The sequence below is a fragment of the Pseudoalteromonas distincta genome, from assembly GCF_000814675.1.
GTDB classification, from domain to species: Bacteria; Pseudomonadota; Gammaproteobacteria; order Enterobacterales; family Alteromonadaceae; genus Pseudoalteromonas; species Pseudoalteromonas distincta.
Genome location: NZ_JWIG01000026.1, coordinates 1 through 20,257 on the forward strand (window position 1 = coordinate 1; position 20,257 = coordinate 20,257).

The following is a 20,257-nucleotide window of genomic DNA, read 5'->3' on the forward strand; positions in this document are numbered from 1 at the left end:
ATTCTCACCGACGCTCAAGTAGCTGCGCTTGAAAAGAAAAAACATGATGACGAAGCGTGTGGTGAAATTGAAACGGCTCACCCAGGTTATCTAGGCTCTCAAGATACATTTTACGTGGGTAATCTCAAAGGCGTTGGGCGTATCTACCAACAAACCTTCGTTGATACATACAGCAAAGTAGCGTTCGCTAAGCTCTACACCACGAAAACGCCAATTACTGCGGCTGACATACTCAACGACAAAGTACTGCCGTACTTCGAACAGTACGAGCTTCCCATGCTACGTATTCTAACCGATAGAGGCACTGAATATTGTGGCAAAGTCGAACATCATGATTACCAGTTATATCTGGCTATTAATGATATCGATCATACAAAAACCAAAGCTATGTCACCGCAAACAAATGGTATCTGCGAACGCTTCCACAAAACGATACTCAATGAATTCTATCAAGTTACATTCCGTAAAAAGCTATATAGCTCATTAGCGGAATTGCAAAAGGATCTGGACGAATGGATGATTTATTACAATAATGACCGAACTCATCAAGGAAAAATATGCTGTGGCAGAACGCCATTAGAAACTTTATTAGATGGAAAATTGATCTGGGCTGAGAAAAATTTAGCTCAAATCTAGACTGACAGTCACCGATTAAAAAACGGGTAACTGTCGGATCAAGTCTGAGCTAGTACAATTTATTTAAGGATGATTTTTTTACAATAGTCATCGAGTATCAGGTTAATCTCGTTTGCAGGCATAGGTTTTGAAAATAGAAAACCTTGCAAGTAGTCTATGTTTAGTTTTTTACATAGCTGATGTTGGGCTTTCGTTTCGATTCCTTCAGCTACCACAGAAAAATCTAATTTTTTTAGCATTAAAGATAAACTCTCGATTATTTTTAATCGCTTATTATTTTCTCCATCCAACGACTGCATGCTTTTGTCTAATTTTACTATATCAATAGGGTAAGATATTAGATGAGATATGGATGAGTACCCCATACCAAAATCGTCCAAAGCAATCCTAAATCCCTTGTTAGACAAAGAAGTTAATATCTCAATCACTTCTTTACTATTTTCCATAAAAGCTGTTTCTGTTATTTCAAGAATAATACTGCTGGTTTTTAAGTTGTATGTTTTGATTGTCTCTAATAAATAGGTCTCTAAAATCTTTTTTTGTAGCTGAATAGGTGAAATATTAATAGATAGTGTTAACGGCGTTTCATAGCTTTGCTGCCATAAAGATAACTGCTCTAAAGCGCTCGCAATTATCCATTTTCCAAGTGGATCAATTAAACGACACTCTTCAGCAATAGGAATAAACTCATCAGGGGTATAATGAATGGTTGTATTTGGCCAACGGACCAGTGCTTCAACACCTGTCATCATTTGTGTTTTAGAACAGTAAACAGGTTGATAAAATAACCTAAAGCTTTTTTCCTCTATGTGCTCTTTTATACTATTTTGAATATCTACCCGGCGACTAAATTCATATTGATATTGCTCTTTGTAAAAGCTAATTCTACTTTTACCACTTTGCTTTGAGCGATACATTGCAATGTCAGCACATTTTAGCAGTTCATGCGATTCAGTCGCATCGTTTGGGTATAAAGCACTTCCTATACTAACACTGCAATTTAAAGTTCTACCTTCATGCAAAAAGGGTTTAGACACTTCAGCTAGTATTCTATTTGCTATCATACCTATTTGATTAATATTGCAAATTCCACCTATTATAACTGCAAATTCATCGCCTCCTAAGCGTGCAAATCCTTCATTTTGTCTCAGGCAACTATGAATTCTTTCTACTGTTTGTATTAAAATTTCGTCGCCGACACTATGGCCAAGCGTATCATTAATATTTTTAAAGTTATCTAAATCTAAAGCAAGTAACGCTACGCAGTTTTTTGCACGTTTATTGTTAGCTATCATTACTTTTAGTATTTCTTCAAAATGATATCGGTTAGACAAACCAGTAAGCTGATCCCGTTCTGCCATATGCTTTACAGCAAGATAACTATTGTGCATACGTTGTTCTGCTTCGAAGCGTTTTTTGGCATATATAAGCGCTTTATTTAAACTATCCCTCGTTATATCACCTTTTGGTAAAAAGTCTTGAGCGCCGGCTTCTATACACTCAATAGCTAAAGCTGAATTCTCTGAGGAACTAATCATGATAATTGCGGTGTTACCGAGTTTAGGCTTTGCACGCATTTCAATTAGCATTTCAATGCCATCTTCTTTCGGCATATTATAATCGAGTAGTATTATATCAAAGTGCTTATTTTCAATGGCTTTCAAGCCCTCGGATACGCACGTTACTTCGGTTATATCATGATGGTGAGAGCCATCAGAAATAAGCATCTTTTTAATTAATTTGCGATCAACTAAGTCATCATCAACAATTAATATATTCATACGTTCCTTCTAAGAGCAGCTAAATTATGCTCGTTTATAATTGATAATTTCATAGTTAAACTTTGGGCCAAAAAATAGTAAATGTACTGCCAAGCTTTCCATCGGAGGCTACTTCAATTTTGCCTCCATAATTAATAATGAGCTTATTGGCAATACAGAGTCCGATGCCGCTCCCTTCAACATCATCTCGAGATTGCAATGTCTGAAATAACTTAAATATGAGTGAAAAATACTTAGGGTCAATTCCTGGACCATTATCTTTTATTTCAATAATGTAATATTGATTAGAGGGGATAAGTGAAATATCGATAACCGAGTGCTCTTTATTGTTATGTTTTATTGCATTACTAATAAGATTTTGAAAAACAGTTTTAAAAGGGATCAGTGGTATATCGAGTACTTCGTGATTGGCGTGTATATTTACAGTGACAGTTTGAGGAACTTCTAAAATTTGTTCTATATCTTGGTAAAGACTTTCTAAAGATATGTTTGCACGAGTTGAATCACAGCTATTTATTCTCGAGTAGCTTAGTAAATCTTCTAGCAGTACTTGCATTCTATTAGCTCGGCTGAGCACAAGCTGAAAATTTTCTAGGTGCTCCTGAGGGAGTAAATCTTTGCAATCATCATAAACCCATTCTAATAAACGTTTTATAGCATTTAATGGTGACTTGAGATCGTGTGAAGCAATACTGGTAAATTCATCAAGTTCATCGCTCATTTTTTGTAATTTTTTAATTAAGCGATCTTTTTCAGTTTCGTCTTCTTTGTTTTGCTCGCAAATTGTTGAGTTAAACTTAGCACTGTTTATTTTATCTAATAATTTTTTACGTTGGACTAACTGATTTACAAAGTTTTTTTGTAAACTATTTAAAATTGATTTTTCTTTTTCTGTAAGTTGTGAATCACTTGCTCGCTCGAATATCAACCATCCAAACTTAAGACCTGAGGGCAAAATAATAGGCGATATAACTCTAAATATTTTAAGGTCATGCTCAATAATCGATTCATTAAAAATATCATCAGATAGTTGCTCTTTAGCTACTGCTATTTCTGAACCTGATTTATATAGCTCAACGACACCTGAAGGCAGATTAGCAACAATAGAAAATGAGCTCGCATCAAAAATGTTTAAAATTAGCTCAGCAATGTTTTCTATGTTTGTTTGAATGTCATTATCAAGAGAAGTTGTTAACTGCTGCTCATCTATTAATAATACACCTTCTATATAACTCTCTACATTGGGCATTCAAACTCCTACAACAGTATTAAATATGCCTCATTAAAATGAGATGCAACAAATGATTAACTTATTGTAGTTGATTATTTTGAATACGTTGAATAATTTGCATTATAAATAGACGTCAAATTAGAGTTTTACCTTATTGTAGTCAGCAGGTTATGAATCAATTTTAAAATAAGGCAAAACTCAATCTGGGTGTGAAATTTATAACTTAATAAATAACTATTATTTAGGGTAGTGTTCTTACTAAAGAGCAACATGCCCAAGTAAAAACAGCATATTTAATCGCTCAGTTGTACAATTTTTTGCGCTACGCTAAATAAGGTTTTATGCGTATCCATTGCTTGTTTTTGTAGCTGTTTATGGGCTTGCTCTTCGGTGAGCTTTAACTGCTCAATAAGTATGTACTTAGCTTGGTGAATAACCTTTTGCTCACTAATAACTTTTTTAGCGTCAAGTAACGCTTGGTTTATTTGTTTAATATGCTGGCTTTGCTCGATAATTAAATCGTACATACTTTTATTACTATTGAGCTTATCGGCCGCTATATTTTGGCTTATTTCTGGCTCTGGTTGCTTAATGGCTAATTGCCCAAAAGTCGGGGCTATGTGCTGCTCTGCCATATTGTTAAGTACTTGCTTATTTGTGTTTAAACTACGTTGAGCACAGGCTATTTGCATTGCTGCGGTATCAATTAATTGATCTGCTATGTTTTGTTCAATTTTGTGCATTATATCTATGCGCGTAGTGGTTACTTCATACCATACTTCGCTTAGTTGCGAGAGCGGTTGAGCATTCTCGTCATCGAGTTTTTGCAGCAAACTTCTAAGTTGCTCTACCTGATTATTAACCTGATGTGTTGTTAACGAGGCAAAGCATTTTAAAAGGTGCGCATCGGCGTACTCATTAAAAAAGTCAAAACTGTGGTTTTGCTCTTGTACAAAATGCGCGAGTTGTTGTTTTTGCTCAGTGGTAAATTTACTCGCGGCAAATGCTTGTGCACCACAGGCGCGCTCTTGTCCTGCATACTCTTTACCTTGCATAAAGTTAAAAAATGCAACTAATAAACGCGTTATTTTAGGATCGCTTGCGCCATCTGCTGCCTCTAAAATAATATTGAGTAAACTAGCAATTAACTGCGTGAACGACTGCGTAGCATGCACTGCACTAATGTTTTGTTGTGCTATTTGATTGCGTAATTCGGGCAATGCGTCAAGTGTTTGCAGGCTATAGGTAATTAAATTAAATAACCGAGTATGTCCAGTATCGGCGTTGTCGTTTATAAATGTTTGTTTAAGAGAATCATAAAATGCAGTTTGTGCGCTGCTGCTTAAAGGGATTTGTTCTTGTAATTGGGTTTTAAATCGCTCGCGATTTGAGGCCAAAAATATATTACTCATTGCACGTTCTTTTTGTAACTGATGTACAAAATCGCCTAATTTAGTAAGCGAGGCACAACTGTTTTGTAATTGCTTTAGCGCGTGTATTTCTTGATACTTAGCCGCTAATAAAAACTGTTTTGTGAGAGGATTGCTTGTCGCCATTGGTATTATTCCACACTTTTTTGTTTTTAAAGTGCAACCACTGTTCCAATCATTAATAAATTTCATCATTGAATTTAAAATCAAGCTAATACAATTGCTTAAAGTGTTATTTTTGTTTTTCACTTTGTTTCTATAATTTAACTTACCATTACTTTTAACTTATTTGGTGCATTTAAGTATGTTATTGCACACAACTTGAACCCAAATTAAAAACAAAAAAAGCGCCTACTCCTGGGGAGGTAGTAAGCGCGAAAAGTGCATTATTCATTTTACGTCATGCGTTAACATTTACACTGTTTAGTAACTCAGGACTAATTGCCATTTTATGATTTATTACTTCGCCAATCATAATTAGGGTAGGGCCTTGAAGGTTGTGTTTAGCATGCTCATTTACTATTAGTTCAAGCGTACTGGTAATTACCTTTTGCTTAGTGGTAGTGGCATTCTCTATTAGTGCGATGGGTGTATTACTTGGCCAACCCACTGATTGCAAACCGCAGCTTAGCGTTTGTAAGCGCGAAAGCCCCATATAAACCACTAAAGTGGGGTTGTTGTTTGCAGGCATAAACGCGTAATTTTGCCAATGAGGTTGCTTATTAGGATCGGCAAACTGCGCCGTTAAAAATGTAACACTACGCGCTACATCGCGTGCAGTGAGCGGAATACCCGTATAAGCGGACGTAGCACAAGCCGTTGTTACACCCGGCACAATAGCAAAATTAATATTATGCTCACTAAGCGCATCGGCTTCTTCGTTAATACGTGCAAACATACTCGGATCGCCGCCTTTTAAACGCACTACGTTTAAGCCTTGTTGTGCGTATTTAACCAGTAGTTCGCAAATGTTAGCTTGGGTCATCGAATGTTTACCCGCACGTTTACCTACAAATATTCGGTGTGCTTTTTTAGGAAGCGTTTTTAATAAATCATCGCTTACTAACCAATCGTATAAAACAACATCGGCGATATTAATTAAACGCTGCGCTTTTACTGTAATTAGCTCTGCGTCTCCTGGGCCCGCACCAATTATGTAAACATTGCCGCTTTTGACGCTGCGACTATTTGAACTTGTTAGCTTAGTAATAAGCTTATTTAGCCACACGTTTTCAATACCCGAAAAATAAGACAGTACACTCATACTATTCCCCTAAGCCACAGCTGTAGTAACTTTTGGTTCAGAGCTTATAAATACACTGCCGTCTTCAATTTTTGCATTAAAAACCGGTAAGTGTATTGCTTCTGCTTCTAAACATTCGCCTGTTTCTAGGCAAAAGTGTTGCTTATATAAAGGCGATGCAACAACTAATTTATTGTCGATTGAGCCAATAATGCCACGCGATAATACATTGGCTTTGCCAATAGGGTCGTAGTTGCTAATGGCAAACACAGCCGTTGGATTTTGTGGAATGTAAAAAATAGCCACTTGCTGATTATTAACTAATGCGCATACGCCGCTATTAGCCACTAGGTTGTCGATTGTTCCAATATTATGCCAAGACATCAGCTTGCTCCTCTTCAACTTCCATTACTGGAATACGGTTTTGTGTATTACGTTGCTCACGCTTTTCGGCTTCTGTAGCAGGGCGAATTTGGTTACGCTCTTGCACAAATAAAATGTTGTCGTCGGTTTCGGGGCTATTAACAAACTGGCGGAATCGTTTGGCTGCATCAGGGCTTTCAATCGCTTTTTTCCACTCACACGCATAGGTTTGTGTAATTAATTCCATTTGCGCTTCTAGCTCGTCGCAAATGCCTAAGCTGTCGTCAATTACTACGCTTTTAAGGTAGTCTAAACCGCCTTCAAGGTTTTCCATCCATACCGACGTACGCTGTAATTTGTCAGCCGTTTTAATGTAAAACATAATTACGCGGTCAATGTATTTAATTAGTGTTGGCGTGTCTAAATCGGTCGCAAATAAATCAGCATGGCGAGGGCGCATACCGCCATTACCACACACGTATAAGTTCCAGCCGTTTTCGGTGGCTATAATGCCAATATCTTTACTTTGTGCTTCGGCGCATTCGCGGGTACAACCCGATACCGCCATTTTAAATTTATGCGGTGCGCGTAACCCTTTGTAGCGGTTTTCTATTTCTATTGCGTGTCCAACGCTGTCTTGCACACCATAACGACACCACGTACTACCCACACACGACTTAACAGTTCTAAGAGACTTACCATAAGCATGACCTGTCTCAAATCCGGCTTCTATAAGTCGCTCCCAAATAACAGGAAGCTCTTCTAAGCGTGCACCAAATAAATCAATACGCTGACCGCCAGTGACTTTGCAGTACAGGTTAAAGTCTTTTGCTACTTGTCCAATTACAATGAGTTTGTCGGGGGTTATTTCGCCACCAGCAATACGCGGTACTACAGAGTACGAACCATCTTTTTGCATATTTGCTAGGTACGTATCGTTAGTGTCTTGCAAGCCAACATGAGCGGGTTCTAAAATAAAGTCGTTCCATGTTGAGGCTAAAATAGAGCCAATGGCAGGTTTACATATTTCACAGCCATGACCGCTGCCGTGTTTAGTTAGTAAGTCATCAAAGCTTTTAATGCTTTCTACTTTTACCATGTGCAGTAGTTCTTGGCGTGAATACGCAAAGTGCTCACATACATGGTTGTTAACTTCAACACCGCGGCTTGCTAATTCGTTATCAACAACTGATTTTAATAACGCGGCACAGCCACCACAGCCGCTTGCTGCTTTAGTGCATGATTTTACCGAGGCTAAATCGCACGAGCCGCCATCAATTGCACCCACAATGTCGCCTTTACTCACATTGTGACACGAACAAATAGTGGCGGTGTCGGGTAGGGCACTGCCAGATAACGACGGCACGCCGCCGCTGTCTGGTAAAATTAAGCACTCAGGGTTTTCTGGTAAGTCCATGTCGTTAAGCATGTACTGCAATAAAGTATCGTAATCGCTGGTATCGCCAACAAGTACAGCGCCCAGTAATTTATCGCCTTTTTCACTTAGTATGATTTTTTTATAACAGCCGCGAATAGCGTCTTGATATATAAGTTCTTTGCAGTCTGGCGTTTTTGCATGAGCGTCGCCAATAGAGCCTACTTCTACACCTAATAACTTAAGTTTTGTGCTCATGTCGGCACCTAAAAACTCAAGCTCGCCACCACTTAATTGACTCGCTGCAACGCGCGCCATGTTGTAACCCGGTGCTACTAAGCCAAATAGTTTTTTGTCCCACAGGGCACATTCACCAATGGCTAAAATATCAGGATCTGACGTTTGGCATTGATTATTAATGATAATACCGCCGCGTTCACCGAGTTCTAAATCAGCAATTTTACCTAGCTGATCGTACGGGCGAATACCGGCAGAGAACAAAATTAGGTCTGTTTCTAAAAATGACTCATCCGAAAAGTTCAATCTAAAGCGACTCGTTTCGCCTTTTACTATTTCACTGGTTGCCTTTGATGTGTGTACCGTTACGCCAAGTTCTTCTATTTTATTTTTTAGAAGCGTACCGCCTTGCCCATCAAGTTGAACAGCCATAAGTTGTGGTGCAAATTCAACTACGTGGGTATCAAGTCCTAGTTGCTTAATCGCATTTGCGGCTTCAAGCCCTAACAAACCACCGCCAATAACTACACCACTTTTACTTACAGCGGCACTGGCTTTTATTTGTTCTAAATCTTCTAATGTGCGATACACCAAACAATGGGGTTGGTCGTTACCTTTTATAGGCGGCACAAATGGGAACGAACCTGTAGCGAGTACAAGTTTGTCGTACGGGTATTGCTCACCCGTTAATGTGGTCACTATTTTTGCTGATCTATCAATGCCTTCAACCCACTGGCTGGTATGCACATTAATATTAAGTTGTTTATAGTTGTCGTGAGTGGTGAGTGCTAAATCGGCGGCTGTTTTGCCATCAAATACACTTGATAAATACACGCGATCGTATGCAAGATTTGCTTCTCCGCAAAGTACAGTAATGTCTGCGTTGGCATCGCTTTGGCGCATTTGCTCAACAAAGTGGTGTCCGACCATACCATTACCAATAATGAGTATTTTTTGCGAGGTTTGCATATGGCATTCCTTAAAGTGACGGTTTAAATACAAATAACAAAAAAGCCCGCCACAAATACGCATTATGCATAATTGTGTGCGGGCTTCTTTGCCGATGGTTGCTAATAGCTATAGTGCCAACAACCTAAATTTTTGCCGTAAGTAAAACTGGCTTGTTAATAGAGTGTTTGCAAAAACATAGCCAGTTTTTTAAGTTATTGTTTAAATAGTATTTAATATGTTTTTAGAGTGAATGAAAAACCCGTTTTGACATATGTTGGTGCGCACCTGGCACTAAGAGGGTGCAAGTATTGTCATTGTTTTGTGCATTATCAGTCAATAAAACACCCATTATCATTGATTGTATATTGAGTTAAATTTAGCCCATAAAATACGTACACGTACTCTCACGGGCAAAATGATAAACACAAACTCAATAGATGCTTCACCTTTTCACGAAGGCGAGCTGGCAATACAAGACAAGCTCGGTAAACGAGAAATAATGGCAACATTTGGTAAACGTGCCGTGCGCTCATTTATGCCAGAGCAGCATAGAAAGTTTGTGGCTCAAAAGGTTACGTCGTTTATTCAGTTTTTATTTGAAAAGTTTGAAGCTGGGCCAAAAACAAAAAGCCTAAAATCAGTTAAGAGATTTTAGGCTTTTGAGACTGGTTTAAACTTATTTAAAATAGCTACTTATTTTAAAATAACCACAGGCACATCGCTGTTTTCGAGCATTTTAATGGTGTTACTGCCCACAAAAAACTGCCTTAATTTAGAGTGCCCAAAAGCCCCCATAACAATCAAATCAATATTATTTTGTTCTTTGTATTGCATTAACGAGTCAAAAATATTGCCCTCTAAAAAGCTTGCAGACACTTCAAAGTCCATACTGATAAGCTTGTGCTGTGCATTAACAAATTTTTCTTCAAGGTCTTTTTCGTTATTTTTAATACTCACTAAATGACAATGCAAACCATGTAATAAGCCGCCATCAATCACTTGTTGTAGCGCTTTGTCGGCTGTTTCGCGGCCGTCATACGCAATCATAAATGATTTAGGTTGTTTAAATGTTTCAGGAATAAGCAAAATAGGTTGTGTTGCATTGCGTACTAAGGTTTCTATATGTGAGCCCAGCACCGCAAAGCTATTACTATGTCCAGCACCATTTTGGCCAATAACAATAAGGCGTGTGTCGTCTTTTAAGTCTATAACGGTATCGAGCAAATCACCGTGGCGCTTAATTAATTCAAAATTAGTAACACCTGCCGATTTAGCATGCTCACTTACTGAATTTAGTAATTCGTCAGCCATTTTTAAACTTACTTTGCAGCGTTGTTCGTCAAGCTTAGTCATTTCATCAAGAAGTGTTGACTGTGCACCAAGCCCAATACTACCAGAGTAGTCACCAACATTTGTTCGCTGCGTTTTTTCAATTGTATGCACAAAGCTAATTGGTTTATTTAGCTTTTTTGAAGCCCAAATAGCAGCATCGGTTACATTTTTAGTAATGGCTGAGCCATCTACATAGGTAATTATTTTAGTCATTGCATTCTCCTTAATGTCCGCCAAGTAGTTTTTCGACTTCTTCAGGGTTGTTATGCACGCCAAACTTATCAACAACTGTTTCGGTTGCGCTATTCATACCAACAATATTAACTGTTGCGCCTTCGCGTCTAAACTTAATAACCACCTTATCGAGTGACGATACACCGGTTATATCCCAAAAGTGGGCATGGGTTAAATCAATTACTACGTTAGAAACCGCATTTTTAAAATCGAACGACGCTATAAACTGCTCAGCTGAGGCAAAAAATACCTGGCCTACAACTTCATAAGTTACTAGGTTTTTAGTTTCATCGTGCTTAGTTGTAACAACCATAAAGCGACCAATTTTGTTCGCAAAAAACAACGTAGCTAGCAATACGCCAACTAAAACACCAATGGCTAGATTATGCGTGGCAACAACCACAATAACGGTTGAAATCATCACTACGTTTGATGAAAGAGGGTTCTTTTTTAAATCTTTAACTGATGCCCACGAAAACGTACCAATCGATACCATAATCATTACTGCAACTAATGCAGCCATAGGAATTAAACGCAGCCACTCATCTAAAAACACCACCATGATGATTAAAAATAAACCAGCAATAAAGGTTGAAAGTCGTCCACGACCGCCCGATTTAACGTTGATGATTGACTGTCCAATCATGGCGCAACCCGCCATACCACCAAATAAACCTGCGCCAATATTAGCAATACCTTGGCCCTTACATTCTTTATTACGATCGCTCGTTGTATCAGTTAAGTCATCAACAATGGTGGCGGTCATCATTGATTCAAGTAAGCCCACAACCGCAAGACCAATTGAATACGGTAAAACAATTTGCAGTGTTTCGAGTGTTAGTGGTACATCGGGCCATAAAAATATAGGTAGGGTGTCTGGCAGTTCGCCCATGTCGCCAACGGTTCTTATATCAAGACCCAAAAACAGTGAAACCAGTGTAATAACAACAATACACACTAAAGGAGAGGGAAGTATTTTGCCAATAGTTGGAATGTATGGGAATAAGTAAATAATACCTAAGCCTGCAGCAGTCATGGCGTAAACATGCCAAGTAACATTGGTAAGCTCAGGTAACTGTGCCATAAATATTAAAATCGCTAATGCGTTTACAAACCCTGTAACAACAGAGCGCGATACAAACCGCATTAACTCACCAAGCTTTAAAAAGCCTGCAAATATTTGCAGTACACCGGTAAGTAAGGTAGCAACCAGTAAGTATTCCAGACCATGATCTTTAACCAGCGTTACCATTAACAGCGCCATTGCACCGGTAGCCGCCGATATCATGCCTGGGCGACCGCCTACAAAGGCAATAATAACCGCAATACAAAATGAGGCGTATAAACCCACTTTAGGATCAACACCCGCAATAATAGAAAAGGCAATAGCTTCCGGTATTAGGGCAAGCGCCACAACAATACCAGCAAGCACATCACCACGAACATTAGAGAGCCAATCTCTTTTTACGTGATCAAACATGTAATAAACCTAATTAGTTAGTTTCCCAAAGTATAGGGGAGTATTTTATTTAAATAACAATGATTCTCGCGCAGATGGCGATTAAGGGTGCACGCAACGTGCTGATGAAAAAGGGAGTGGTTGCCTAGGGCGGCGTAAGTTTCAAGTAAAAAGCTCCTTTTTGATTAATTAATTTACTAGCTACGTGAAAATAACATAAGAAAAAGTTTGTTTCTAGCGAATAGAAAAATAGAAGGTTACGGCTGATGAATAAAAGCCTAGTTACATTTTAGAAACATATACAATAAATAAGTTATTAATTATATAAAATAACTTAGTATATTAACAGTGAGCTATTAAGGTAATTATAATACTATGTTATTTAAAACACTCGTTATTTGCACTGTTTTAGTGCACTCAAACGTTTTTTATTTAATCTGGTGCGTAACTGGAGTTAAATAAATGCTTCTGTATATTCTAACGTTATATTGTTGACAAGATGTAACTTGTCGCTATTATACATTCTTCAAAAAACTCCAAATTACTTTTTATTTTACGTAAAAATAAAACATGTTTGATATAAATAATGGAAATTAAATAAGTGAAAACGGAGCAATTAAGGATACCTTACGGTTTTACCCTTATTGAATTAATGATAGTAATTGCTATTATAGGTATTTTATACTCAGTTGCACTTCCAAGTTATACGAGTTACATACAACAAAGTCGAAGAGCTGATATCCAACAGGTTTTACTACAGCAAACAGCTGTTTTAGAAAGGCAATACACTCGTGTTGGTGGTTACCCAAATACATTTACTTTTCCTACCTCAGATTATTACTCCTTTAGCTATACAACCGATGCAACTACAGGCGCTTCAAATGGGTCTGAATTTACAATACAAGTTACACCTAAAGGTGCTCAGAAAAGTGATGAGTGCGGCAAGTTGTCTGTAAATCAAAGTGGTACTAAGTCAGCAGATAAATCTAAATGCTGGTAAAAAAAAGCCTTGGTTTTACTTTACTCGAAGTTTTAATCACGATGACCATTATTGGTATTTTAACTGCAGTTGCGACTCCTTCGTTTATTACTTTTATAAAGCGGGATAGATTAGTTACAAATTCGAATCAACTGCACAGTGTTTTTAAATTTGCGCGTAGTGAAGCCATTAAAAGAGATCAAAGTGTTTCTATCAAAACGTTGAATAAACAATGGCTAGTAAAAACTGCTATTAATTCGACGCAAACCACGTTAAATATTTTTGAAACTACACATAGCAGCATTTCTGTAGATTTAAAGAATATTAATATTTCAAGTACGGGTGAATTAGGCCAAATGTATCAAATCTTGGTGAGCGATAAGGACAGTACAACTGGCGACTTTACTTTATGTATTTTACAAAGTGGACAAAGTTGGTTAGTTGAGGCCCCAGAGACATGCTAATAAATTACAGCAAAGGGTTTTCTCTTTTAGAAGTTATGGTTGCTTTAATTGTCGCGACGGTTGCATTGTTAGGGCTTGCTTCAGGTCAACTAAAATCATTGCAATATATTACAAACAGCTTTAATTATACGGTGTCAATAATTGAGGCTAATAATGTTTTAGAGCGTATTTGGCCTCATTTATGCGAGCTACAACAAACAGATCCAAGTTTGTACAACGATACTGACTTTAGAAATTATTTATCCCCACAAATTGATGCATATACACTCACTCTACCTGCTAACTTTTCAAATGATTTATCGGTTGAAGTAACCTGGCAAGATAAGCGTTTGACTGACAACTTAGAAAATCGCGTTGTAATTACAGGAAGCTTCCCAACACTACCTGATGGTTGCACGCCATGAAACATCTAATAAATAAACATAAAGGCTTTACTTTAATAGAGCTTATGGTTGCACTTGCTGCAGGTATGTTTCTATTAGGCGGTGTGAGTCTGGCTTATTCTTCAATTAATAGCAGTACCAGCACAGCAAAAGATTTGGAAAATGCATTAGATGTAATCCGATTTAGCAGTAAAGTATTTACACGAAGTCTAAAACAAACCAACTCAGTCCCTACTTACACAAATAATATTCTAAGTGTTGAGCAAGAGATGGGGTCATCTGCTTGTACTGGCTTAACTATTAGTGCGCCATTTATCGAAAAATATAGCCATGAAGATGACTCATTATTTTGTGATGTAGGGAATGGAAAAGTAAAAATATTAAAAGGTGTTAATGCAATTAGCTACGTAATTGATAACAACGTAGTGAGTGTCCTTGTAGAACCTACAAACTTACCAAGCCAATTCAATAACAGCTTAGTGATTGATATATCTTTGTCGCAAATGGTAATGAATAAGGCATTTCAATAAATGAAAAATACATCTGGTTTTACACTTGTTACTGTACTTATTTTAACATCTATGGCTTCAATTGTTGTACTTAGTACTCTTAGAGATAGTGTGATCCAGGAGCGCTTGAGTGGTAATTTTCAGAAAAAATTGAACGCAAGGTTGATGTCTGAGAAAGGGGTATTTTCAAGTATTGAAAAACTAGAAACAGCAATGCTTGCAGATCCGACTATAAATATTAACGATTTAATAGCCCATAATAGTGAAGTTTCTGGTACAAGTTCGCTTGAATCTAGTATATACAATGCAACCATTGAGATTGACAGTAATGGCGATATTTTAATTTCTAGCGAAGGTACTCGCTTTGAAGGTGAGAACCAAATGCAAGCTATATTCGAATATGTAGCTGGTGGGGGCGGAACGACCAGCAGTGCCTCAGTTTTTTCTAATGGAATTACAGGGTGTTCTGGTGTTGCAATTAGTGGAAGTGGCTTAATTGATAGCTATGATTCGTCTTTAGGGGATTATAACGACACACTAGCTGATGGTAACAAAAATACATCAGAAGAATCTTTTGTTAATACAGTTAACGACTCTGGTGATATTACGCTCAATGGTAGCGGTACAATTGAAGGTAATGTTCTATCCTCTAGTAATTTATCAATTATTCAAGGCGCTGATATTAAAGGCAATATTCATAGTAATGGAAATTTAATACTCTCTGGTGGCGTGGTCGTTGGAGGGGATGCATCGGCATATCTAAGTTTCACACAAAGTAGTGGTACTGTTTCAGGTAGTATTTCAGCAAACCAATCTATATCAGTAAAGCAAACTCCAGTTGGTGGTGATATTAGTTCATCAGGTCCAATTTCTATTACAGGTAATGCAGTCCAAGGAACAATTCGTTCATATGATTTAGTCGCTCTTAATCAAACAACAATACGGCACGGCGTTTATACCTCCGGGAATTATGAGCAAACAGGGGGAAGTGTATACGGTGGAGTGCGTGTTCAAGGTAATGTGACGCTTAAACAGTGGGGCAGTACTATTGATAGTAAAGACCTTAGATACGCAGGTAATGGCTCTTTTAAGGACGACACACCAGAGTATGCTTTTTCACCTTATAAAGTATCAAGTCCAGACATATCAATACCAACTATTGAGCCAGTTGAAAAAATAACACCAGAAAGTGAAAATAATAGAGGGTTAACTGCGTGTGATCCACTTGATATTGCAACAGCAATTGATAGCGTGTCAGTTAATACGACAAGCCCTGACCTTTTTATAAATAACAATAGCAGAGCTGGTGACTTACTCGAGTTAGAAACTAACACGGCTAACTTTTTAGTAGACTTTGGAAGCACTCCAGATAGTGCCATCACTGCTAAAGCTGCAACTTTCCTTGATTCAGCAACTCAAATATTTTATTTTGATGATGTAACAATTAAAGGGCGAATGCAGGTAAAAAGTAATCACAATGCAGTTATGTTTGTAGATGGCGATTTTACAATGAATGGCGCAAGTTCACTAACAATCCCTGATAACAGCAGCTTAACTATCATAATTAAAGGAAAGCTTAAGATAGGAAATGGGGCACAAGTTTACGCACCTGACAATGGGATTACAAATGAAGGCAGGCCCGTTTTTAGTATTTATAGTTCTTACAGTGGAAATGATACTGGAATAGAGTTTTCAGGTGGTACACGAGAGCTTTATGCTGTTATATACGCACCACTTTCACAAGTTAAAGTTACTTCAGCAGTTGGTTTTAAAGGGTCTATTTTAGGAGATACTGTTATTGTAAGCGGCGCTGGTGGTATTCACTTTGACACGGCATTAAATGAAGCCAGTTTTGGTGGTTCTTCATCTGGTGGTAATGGATCTGCAAGCAAGTTAGTTTTCAAAGGATGGCGCTTTACCCCCGTTGAAAAAAGCAATGAATAACAAAGCTATTAGGTCATTATTCAAAGCTCAATTCTATAAGGGAATCTATCAAGATTATTGAATTAATTGCTTTGACCAATATTTGCATACTTAAAACTCAAACGTAAAACCAAACTCTCTTAATTTTTCATATACGTTTATATCAAAACGGTACAAAGTAGCAGCTCTGTGAGCTACATTTGTTTGTTTTTCTTTACAGTTTATTAGTAAGTTCATTTTTTGGAACTTACGTCTAAAGTTAGGTTTATCGAGTGATTTATTCAAAATCGACTCGTAAATTCCTTGTAGCTCAAGCAGGGTAAATTTTTCTGGAAGTAAGCTAAAACCAATCGGCTCGTGCCTTACTTTATAGCGTAAGTAATCAAGGCCGCTTTTTAAAATATCGGCATGGTCAAACATTAAAGCGGGTACACTATTTACATCAAACCATTCACACTCTAAAGCATTGTCGCCACTCACAAGGTTGGTTTCTTCAAAGCGAACGAGCGAATAATAAACAATGGTAATAATACGTCTGGCAGGGTAGCGGTCTACGTTACCAAACGCACCTAACTGATCTAAATAAAGGTTTTCAACACCGGTCGTACTTTTAACAACACGTAAAGCTGCAAGGTCTAAGTTTTCATCTTTACGAACCCAATGACCAATTAAACCCCATTGGCTTGTTGCAAGGCCTCGATTATATTTAACCAGCAACACCTTTAACTTACCTTCATGAATAGCAAATACAATATTATCTACGGTTAGATTACTAATGCAGTCATCAGGAATCGATTCTTCGTCGATGTTGTTAGAAATGTTTGATGTTTTATAGTGCATAAATTACTCAGCCAAAGCTATACGAAGATATTGTTATAAAGACTATTAAGGGTATATAAAAGGTGGGTAAAGCGCAAATAAAAAGCGTTTATAATTCCTATTTAAAACAATCACATCTATTTAATTAATCACTTTATACACTGTACCTGTTTTTACGCGTTAACGCCGATATTCGGCTTTGGTTTGGTATTGGTTCTTTATTGAGCGAGTAATACCTTTGTATGTTAGTAGCTTTGATGCTTAATTAGTGTGATGTATCAATTAAATTACCAGTAAATTAAAAATGTAACATAAATGTTTACATGTGCTAAAAATGCATATAGTATTTTTGACTATATCGATTTGCATTGAAAATTGAGCACACATGAACAACACAAAACACACACTCACAATTAAAGAAAAAATAGGGTACGGCCTTGGTGATACAGCCAGTAATATTGTATTTCAAATGGTCGCTAACTTTATGTTGATATTTTATACCGATGTTTACGGTTTATCTGCAGCCGCTGCGGGTACCTTATTATTAGCGGTTCGTTTATTTGATGGTATTACCGACCCAATAATGGGCAGCATTGCCGATAGAACGCGCAGCCGTTGGGGCTCTTACCGCCCATATATATTATTTTTAGCCGTGCCTTACGGTGTGTTTGCTTGCTTAGCATTTATAACCCCAGATTTTGATTCTACGGGCAAGCTTATATATGCCTACTTTACTTACGGGCTATTAATGACGTGTTATACCGCCATTAATATACCGTACGGCGCACTTGGCGCAGTTATGACAAACGATCCAAAAGAGCGTGCATCGCTTCAGTCATATCGATTTGCAATGGCAATGGCTGCACTGCTTGTAATTGTATGGGCACTGCCTAAGCTGGTTGCTTTTTTTGGCGACGGCGACGATGTAGTAGGATATCCGCTAGCCATGGTGTTTTTAGGCGGACTTGCTGCGGCTTGTTTTTTACTATGTTTTAAAATGACTAAAGAAACAAAACAAGTTAAACCCGCGCAAACTAAAAAGAATGCCTTCCTTGAATTTTTAAGCTTATTTAAAAACGATCAATGGGTTGTAATAGCCGTTATAAGCCTAGCAACATTAATCTTAATTGGCGTTAGAGCCTCTGTAGCGCCGCATTATATTAAGTACTACGTAGGAGAAGCCTCACTTACTTCTAACTTTTTAACACTCTCAGCAATTGGCTCAGTACTAGGCGCTGTGTCTACTAACTTTTTAACCAAATTTATTGAAAAGAAAACACTATTTATAGTCGCTTTAGTGGTCGTAATTATTTCTCACAGCATGTTTTACGTACTTGAGAGCGACGCCATAGTCACCATTTTTATTGTCTACTTTATTGCTAACTTTGCCCACATGATAATTACCCCAATTATGTTTTCGATGGTGGCAGATACGGTTGACTACGGGGCATTAAAAATTGGTCGCAGATTAACCGCCGTTACGTTTTCGGGTCATTTATTGGCAATAAAACTAGGCTTTGCAATTGGCGGTGCTATTGCAGGGTGGATATTATCTGGCTATGCATACGTGCCTAATCAAGAGCAGTCAGAACACACGTTATCAGGCATTTTACTCGCCTTTGCTGGCATTCCAGTAATTTGTACAGTGGCATGTTTAATTTTTATAACACGTTACAAACTTACCGAGCCTGAGGTAAAGCGCATTCAAACGCAGCTGGCTGATAACAAAACCATAAACTAATTTAGCAGTCCATTTTGCACCTTTTAAAAGTGCAAAGTGGGCAGGCAATACTAGGAGTAAAAATGCAAAATACAGCGCAAGCAGCACCCCCATCTAATGGATTAAGTGACGCTGAACTTAAACAGTTAAAAGACTTACAACGAGCCAACTCGTTAATACAAAATCATAATGTGTTAGTTGATCACATGTATACCGCCGATCCGTCTGCGCATGTGTTTAACGGCAAAGTGTATATTTATCCGTCGCACGACATTGAATCAAAAAATGAAATTAATGATAACGGCGACCACTTTGCAATGCGCGACTACCATGTATTTTCGCTTGACGAAAGCTCAGGCAAAGCCATAGACCATGGCGTAGCACTTTGTGTAGACGACGTAAAATGGGCAAGTAAGCAAATGTGGGCACCCGATGCTGCGCATAAACTTGGTCAGTATTACCTTTATTTCCCCGCGCGCGATCAGCAAGGTATTTTTAGAATTGGCGTTGCAAAAAGTGACAGTCCAACAGGTCCATTTAAAGCCGAAGACGATTACATTCAAGGGACGTTTAGTATTGACCCTGCTGTATTTGAAGATGACGACTCAAGCCATTATTTATATTTTGGTGGCTTGTGGGGCGGCCAATTACAAAATTGGCAAACCAGCGAATTTAATGAACAAAGCACGTATCCAAAAAATGGTGAACCTGCAATTCCTGCGCGCGTTGCAAAATTATCGGAAGATATGATCAGCCTAAGCGAAGACGTAAAAGAGGTTGTTGTACTAGATGAGAGCGGCTCACCAATTACAGTGTGCGATAACAACCGCCGGTTTTTTGAAGGCCCTTGGGTACACAAACATAACGGTATTTATTACTTTTCGTACTCAACGGGCGATACACACAAAATTGTATACGCAACGGGCGATAACCCATACGGACCATTTACCTATCAGGGTGTTATTTTAAACCCTGTACTTGGTTGGACCACGCATCACTCAATTGTTAAGCACAATGGCGACTGGTTTTTATTTTATCACGACAGTACGTTATCGGGCGGGCAAACCCATTTACGCAGTATGAAAATGGCTAAGCTTGAGCACGACTCAAACGGAAAAATTCAAACAATAAGCCCATATGAACACGCTTAACAAAAATAGTTTTAAACAATGCAAATTATCTGCGTAA

18 protein-coding genes are annotated in these 20,257 nt (G+C 38.0%); 9 read left to right on the forward strand and 9 right to left on the reverse strand.

What is annotated here, in order from left to right; all coding sequences use genetic code 11:
- Positions 1-636 (forward strand): integrase core domain-containing protein (locus tag QT16_RS16800; RefSeq protein ID WP_039486341.1); only part of this gene is annotated, 636 nt, incomplete at its 5' end.
- 59 nt (positions 637-695) lie between these two features.
- Here QT16_RS16800 and QT16_RS16805 read toward each other — a convergent pair.
- The 6 genes from QT16_RS16805 to nirB all read right to left on the reverse strand — a co-directional run bounded on the left by QT16_RS16805 (position 696) and on the right by nirB (position 9,265).
- Positions 696-2,417 (reverse strand): two-component system response regulator, encoded by a 1,722-nt coding sequence (locus QT16_RS16805; RefSeq protein WP_039489492.1) that lies wholly within the window; start codon positions 2,415-2,417, stop codon positions 696-698.
- Between the two features lie 55 nt (positions 2,418-2,472).
- On the reverse strand, positions 2,473-3,666 hold the full coding sequence (locus tag QT16_RS16810) for a sensor histidine kinase (RefSeq protein WP_039489495.1): 1,194 nt from the start codon (positions 3,664-3,666) through the stop codon (positions 2,473-2,475).
- A 275-nt stretch (positions 3,667-3,941) separates the two neighbouring features.
- Complete coding sequence (locus tag QT16_RS16815) at positions 3,942-5,204, reverse strand: nitrate- and nitrite sensing domain-containing protein (RefSeq protein WP_039489629.1); 1,263 nt, start codon at positions 5,202-5,204, stop codon at positions 3,942-3,944.
- A 274-nt stretch (positions 5,205-5,478) separates the two neighbouring features.
- A complete protein-coding gene (gene cobA, locus QT16_RS16820) occupies positions 5,479-6,342 on the reverse strand; it encodes a uroporphyrinogen-III C-methyltransferase (protein WP_039489496.1) in 864 nt (287 codons plus the stop codon).
- Between the two features lie 9 nt (positions 6,343-6,351).
- Positions 6,352-6,705 carry a nitrite reductase small subunit NirD gene (nirD, locus tag QT16_RS16825; RefSeq protein ID WP_002959861.1) on the reverse strand — a complete coding sequence of 118 codons (354 nt, stop codon included), beginning with the start codon at positions 6,703-6,705 and terminating at the stop codon, positions 6,352-6,354.
- Positions 6,692-9,265 carry a nitrite reductase large subunit NirB gene (nirB, locus tag QT16_RS16830; protein WP_039489497.1) on the reverse strand — a complete coding sequence of 858 codons (2,574 nt, stop codon included), beginning with the start codon at positions 9,263-9,265 and terminating at the stop codon, positions 6,692-6,694. The genes nirD and nirB overlap by 14 nt, the downstream gene beginning before the upstream one ends.
- A 397-nt stretch (positions 9,266-9,662) precedes the next feature.
- Between nirB and QT16_RS16835 the strand changes: the two genes are divergently transcribed.
- Positions 9,663-9,902: a hypothetical protein gene (locus QT16_RS16835; protein WP_039489499.1), complete on the forward strand. Its 240-nt coding sequence runs from the start codon at positions 9,663-9,665 to the stop codon at positions 9,900-9,902.
- Between the two features lie 38 nt (positions 9,903-9,940).
- Here QT16_RS16835 and QT16_RS16840 read toward each other — a convergent pair whose 3' ends face one another.
- Positions 9,941-10,792 (reverse strand): universal stress protein, encoded by an 852-nt coding sequence (locus QT16_RS16840; RefSeq protein WP_039489501.1) that lies wholly within the window; start codon positions 10,790-10,792, stop codon positions 9,941-9,943.
- Positions 10,793-10,802: 10 nt separating this feature from the next.
- Positions 10,803-12,293 (reverse strand): SulP family inorganic anion transporter, encoded by a 1,491-nt coding sequence (locus QT16_RS16845; RefSeq protein ID WP_039489503.1) that lies wholly within the window; start codon positions 12,291-12,293, stop codon positions 10,803-10,805.
- 580 nt (positions 12,294-12,873) lie between these two features.
- On the opposite strand from QT16_RS16845, the gene QT16_RS16850 reads away from it, so the two are divergent.
- The 5 genes from QT16_RS16850 to QT16_RS16870 are packed head-to-tail and all read left to right on the forward strand — an operon-like array spanning position 12,874 to position 16,551.
- Positions 12,874-13,272 (forward strand): type IV pilin protein, encoded by a 399-nt coding sequence (locus tag QT16_RS16850; RefSeq protein WP_039489505.1) that lies wholly within the window; start codon positions 12,874-12,876, stop codon positions 13,270-13,272.
- On the forward strand, positions 13,263-13,715 hold the full coding sequence (locus QT16_RS16855) for a GspH/FimT family pseudopilin (RefSeq protein WP_007585191.1): 453 nt from the start codon (positions 13,263-13,265) through the stop codon (positions 13,713-13,715). Before QT16_RS16850 ends, QT16_RS16855 begins: the two co-directional genes overlap by 10 nt.
- Positions 13,709-14,119, forward strand: a complete 411-nt coding sequence (locus tag QT16_RS16860) for a type IV pilus modification PilV family protein (RefSeq protein ID WP_007585189.1) — start codon at positions 13,709-13,711, stop codon at positions 14,117-14,119. The genes QT16_RS16855 and QT16_RS16860 overlap by 7 nt, the downstream gene beginning before the upstream one ends.
- Positions 14,116-14,628, forward strand: coding sequence for a PilW family protein (locus QT16_RS16865; RefSeq protein ID WP_007585188.1), 513 nt, complete (start codon positions 14,116-14,118; stop codon positions 14,626-14,628). Before QT16_RS16860 ends, QT16_RS16865 begins: the two co-directional genes overlap by 4 nt.
- Complete coding sequence (locus tag QT16_RS16870) at positions 14,629-16,551, forward strand: DUF7305 domain-containing protein (protein ID WP_039489508.1); 1,923 nt, start codon at positions 14,629-14,631, stop codon at positions 16,549-16,551.
- Positions 16,552-16,641: 90 nt separating this feature from the next.
- Here QT16_RS16870 and QT16_RS16875 read toward each other — a convergent pair whose 3' ends face one another.
- Positions 16,642-17,370 carry an NUDIX hydrolase gene (locus QT16_RS16875; protein WP_007585186.1) on the reverse strand — a complete coding sequence of 243 codons (729 nt, stop codon included), beginning with the start codon at positions 17,368-17,370 and terminating at the stop codon, positions 16,642-16,644.
- A gap of 364 nt (positions 17,371-17,734) precedes the next feature.
- Here QT16_RS16875 and QT16_RS16880 point away from each other — a divergent pair, with 364 nt between their 5' ends.
- Entirely contained in the window at positions 17,735-19,090 is a 1,356-nt protein-coding gene (locus QT16_RS16880; RefSeq protein WP_039489510.1) for an MFS transporter, read from the forward strand.
- Between the two features lie 62 nt (positions 19,091-19,152).
- Complete coding sequence (locus QT16_RS16885) at positions 19,153-20,220, forward strand: glycoside hydrolase family 43 protein (protein ID WP_039489512.1); 1,068 nt, start codon at positions 19,153-19,155, stop codon at positions 20,218-20,220.
- Positions 20,221-20,257 lie beyond the last annotated feature (37 nt).

What these genes read in the sequence shown, in the direction of transcription:
- QT16_RS16805 (WP_039489492.1), bottom strand. Translation starts at nt 2,417, where the DNA reads ATGAATATATTAATTGTTGATGATGACTTAGTTGATCGCAAATTAATT.
- QT16_RS16810 (WP_039489495.1), bottom strand. Translation starts at nt 3,666, where the DNA reads ATGCCCAATGTAGAGAGTTATATAGAAGGTGTATTATTAATAGATGAG.
- QT16_RS16815 (WP_039489629.1), bottom strand. Translation starts at nt 5,204, where the DNA reads ATGGCGACAAGCAATCCTCTCACAAAACAGTTTTTATTAGCGGCTAAG.
- cobA (WP_039489496.1), bottom strand. Translation starts at nt 6,342, where the DNA reads ATGAGTGTACTGTCTTATTTTTCGGGTATTGAAAACGTGTGGCTAAAT.
- nirD (WP_002959861.1), bottom strand. Translation starts at nt 6,705, where the DNA reads ATGTCTTGGCATAATATTGGAACAATCGACAACCTAGTGGCTAATAGC.
- nirB (WP_039489497.1), bottom strand. Translation starts at nt 9,265, where the DNA reads ATGCAAACCTCGCAAAAAATACTCATTATTGGTAATGGTATGGTCGGA.
- QT16_RS16835 (WP_039489499.1), top strand. Translation starts at nt 9,663, where the DNA reads ATGATAAACACAAACTCAATAGATGCTTCACCTTTTCACGAAGGCGAG.
- QT16_RS16840 (WP_039489501.1), bottom strand. Translation starts at nt 10,792, where the DNA reads ATGACTAAAATAATTACCTATGTAGATGGCTCAGCCATTACTAAAAAT.
- QT16_RS16845 (WP_039489503.1), bottom strand. Translation starts at nt 12,293, where the DNA reads ATGTTTGATCACGTAAAAAGAGATTGGCTCTCTAATGTTCGTGGTGAT.
- QT16_RS16855 (WP_007585191.1), top strand. Translation starts at nt 13,263, where the DNA reads ATGCTGGTAAAAAAAAGCCTTGGTTTTACTTTACTCGAAGTTTTAATC.
- QT16_RS16860 (WP_007585189.1), top strand. Translation starts at nt 13,709, where the DNA reads ATGCTAATAAATTACAGCAAAGGGTTTTCTCTTTTAGAAGTTATGGTT.
- QT16_RS16865 (WP_007585188.1), top strand. Translation starts at nt 14,116, where the DNA reads ATGAAACATCTAATAAATAAACATAAAGGCTTTACTTTAATAGAGCTT.
- QT16_RS16870 (WP_039489508.1), top strand. Translation starts at nt 14,629, where the DNA reads ATGAAAAATACATCTGGTTTTACACTTGTTACTGTACTTATTTTAACA.
- QT16_RS16875 (WP_007585186.1), bottom strand. Translation starts at nt 17,370, where the DNA reads ATGCACTATAAAACATCAAACATTTCTAACAACATCGACGAAGAATCG.
- QT16_RS16880 (WP_039489510.1), top strand. Translation starts at nt 17,735, where the DNA reads ATGAACAACACAAAACACACACTCACAATTAAAGAAAAAATAGGGTAC.
- QT16_RS16885 (WP_039489512.1), top strand. Translation starts at nt 19,153, where the DNA reads ATGCAAAATACAGCGCAAGCAGCACCCCCATCTAATGGATTAAGTGAC.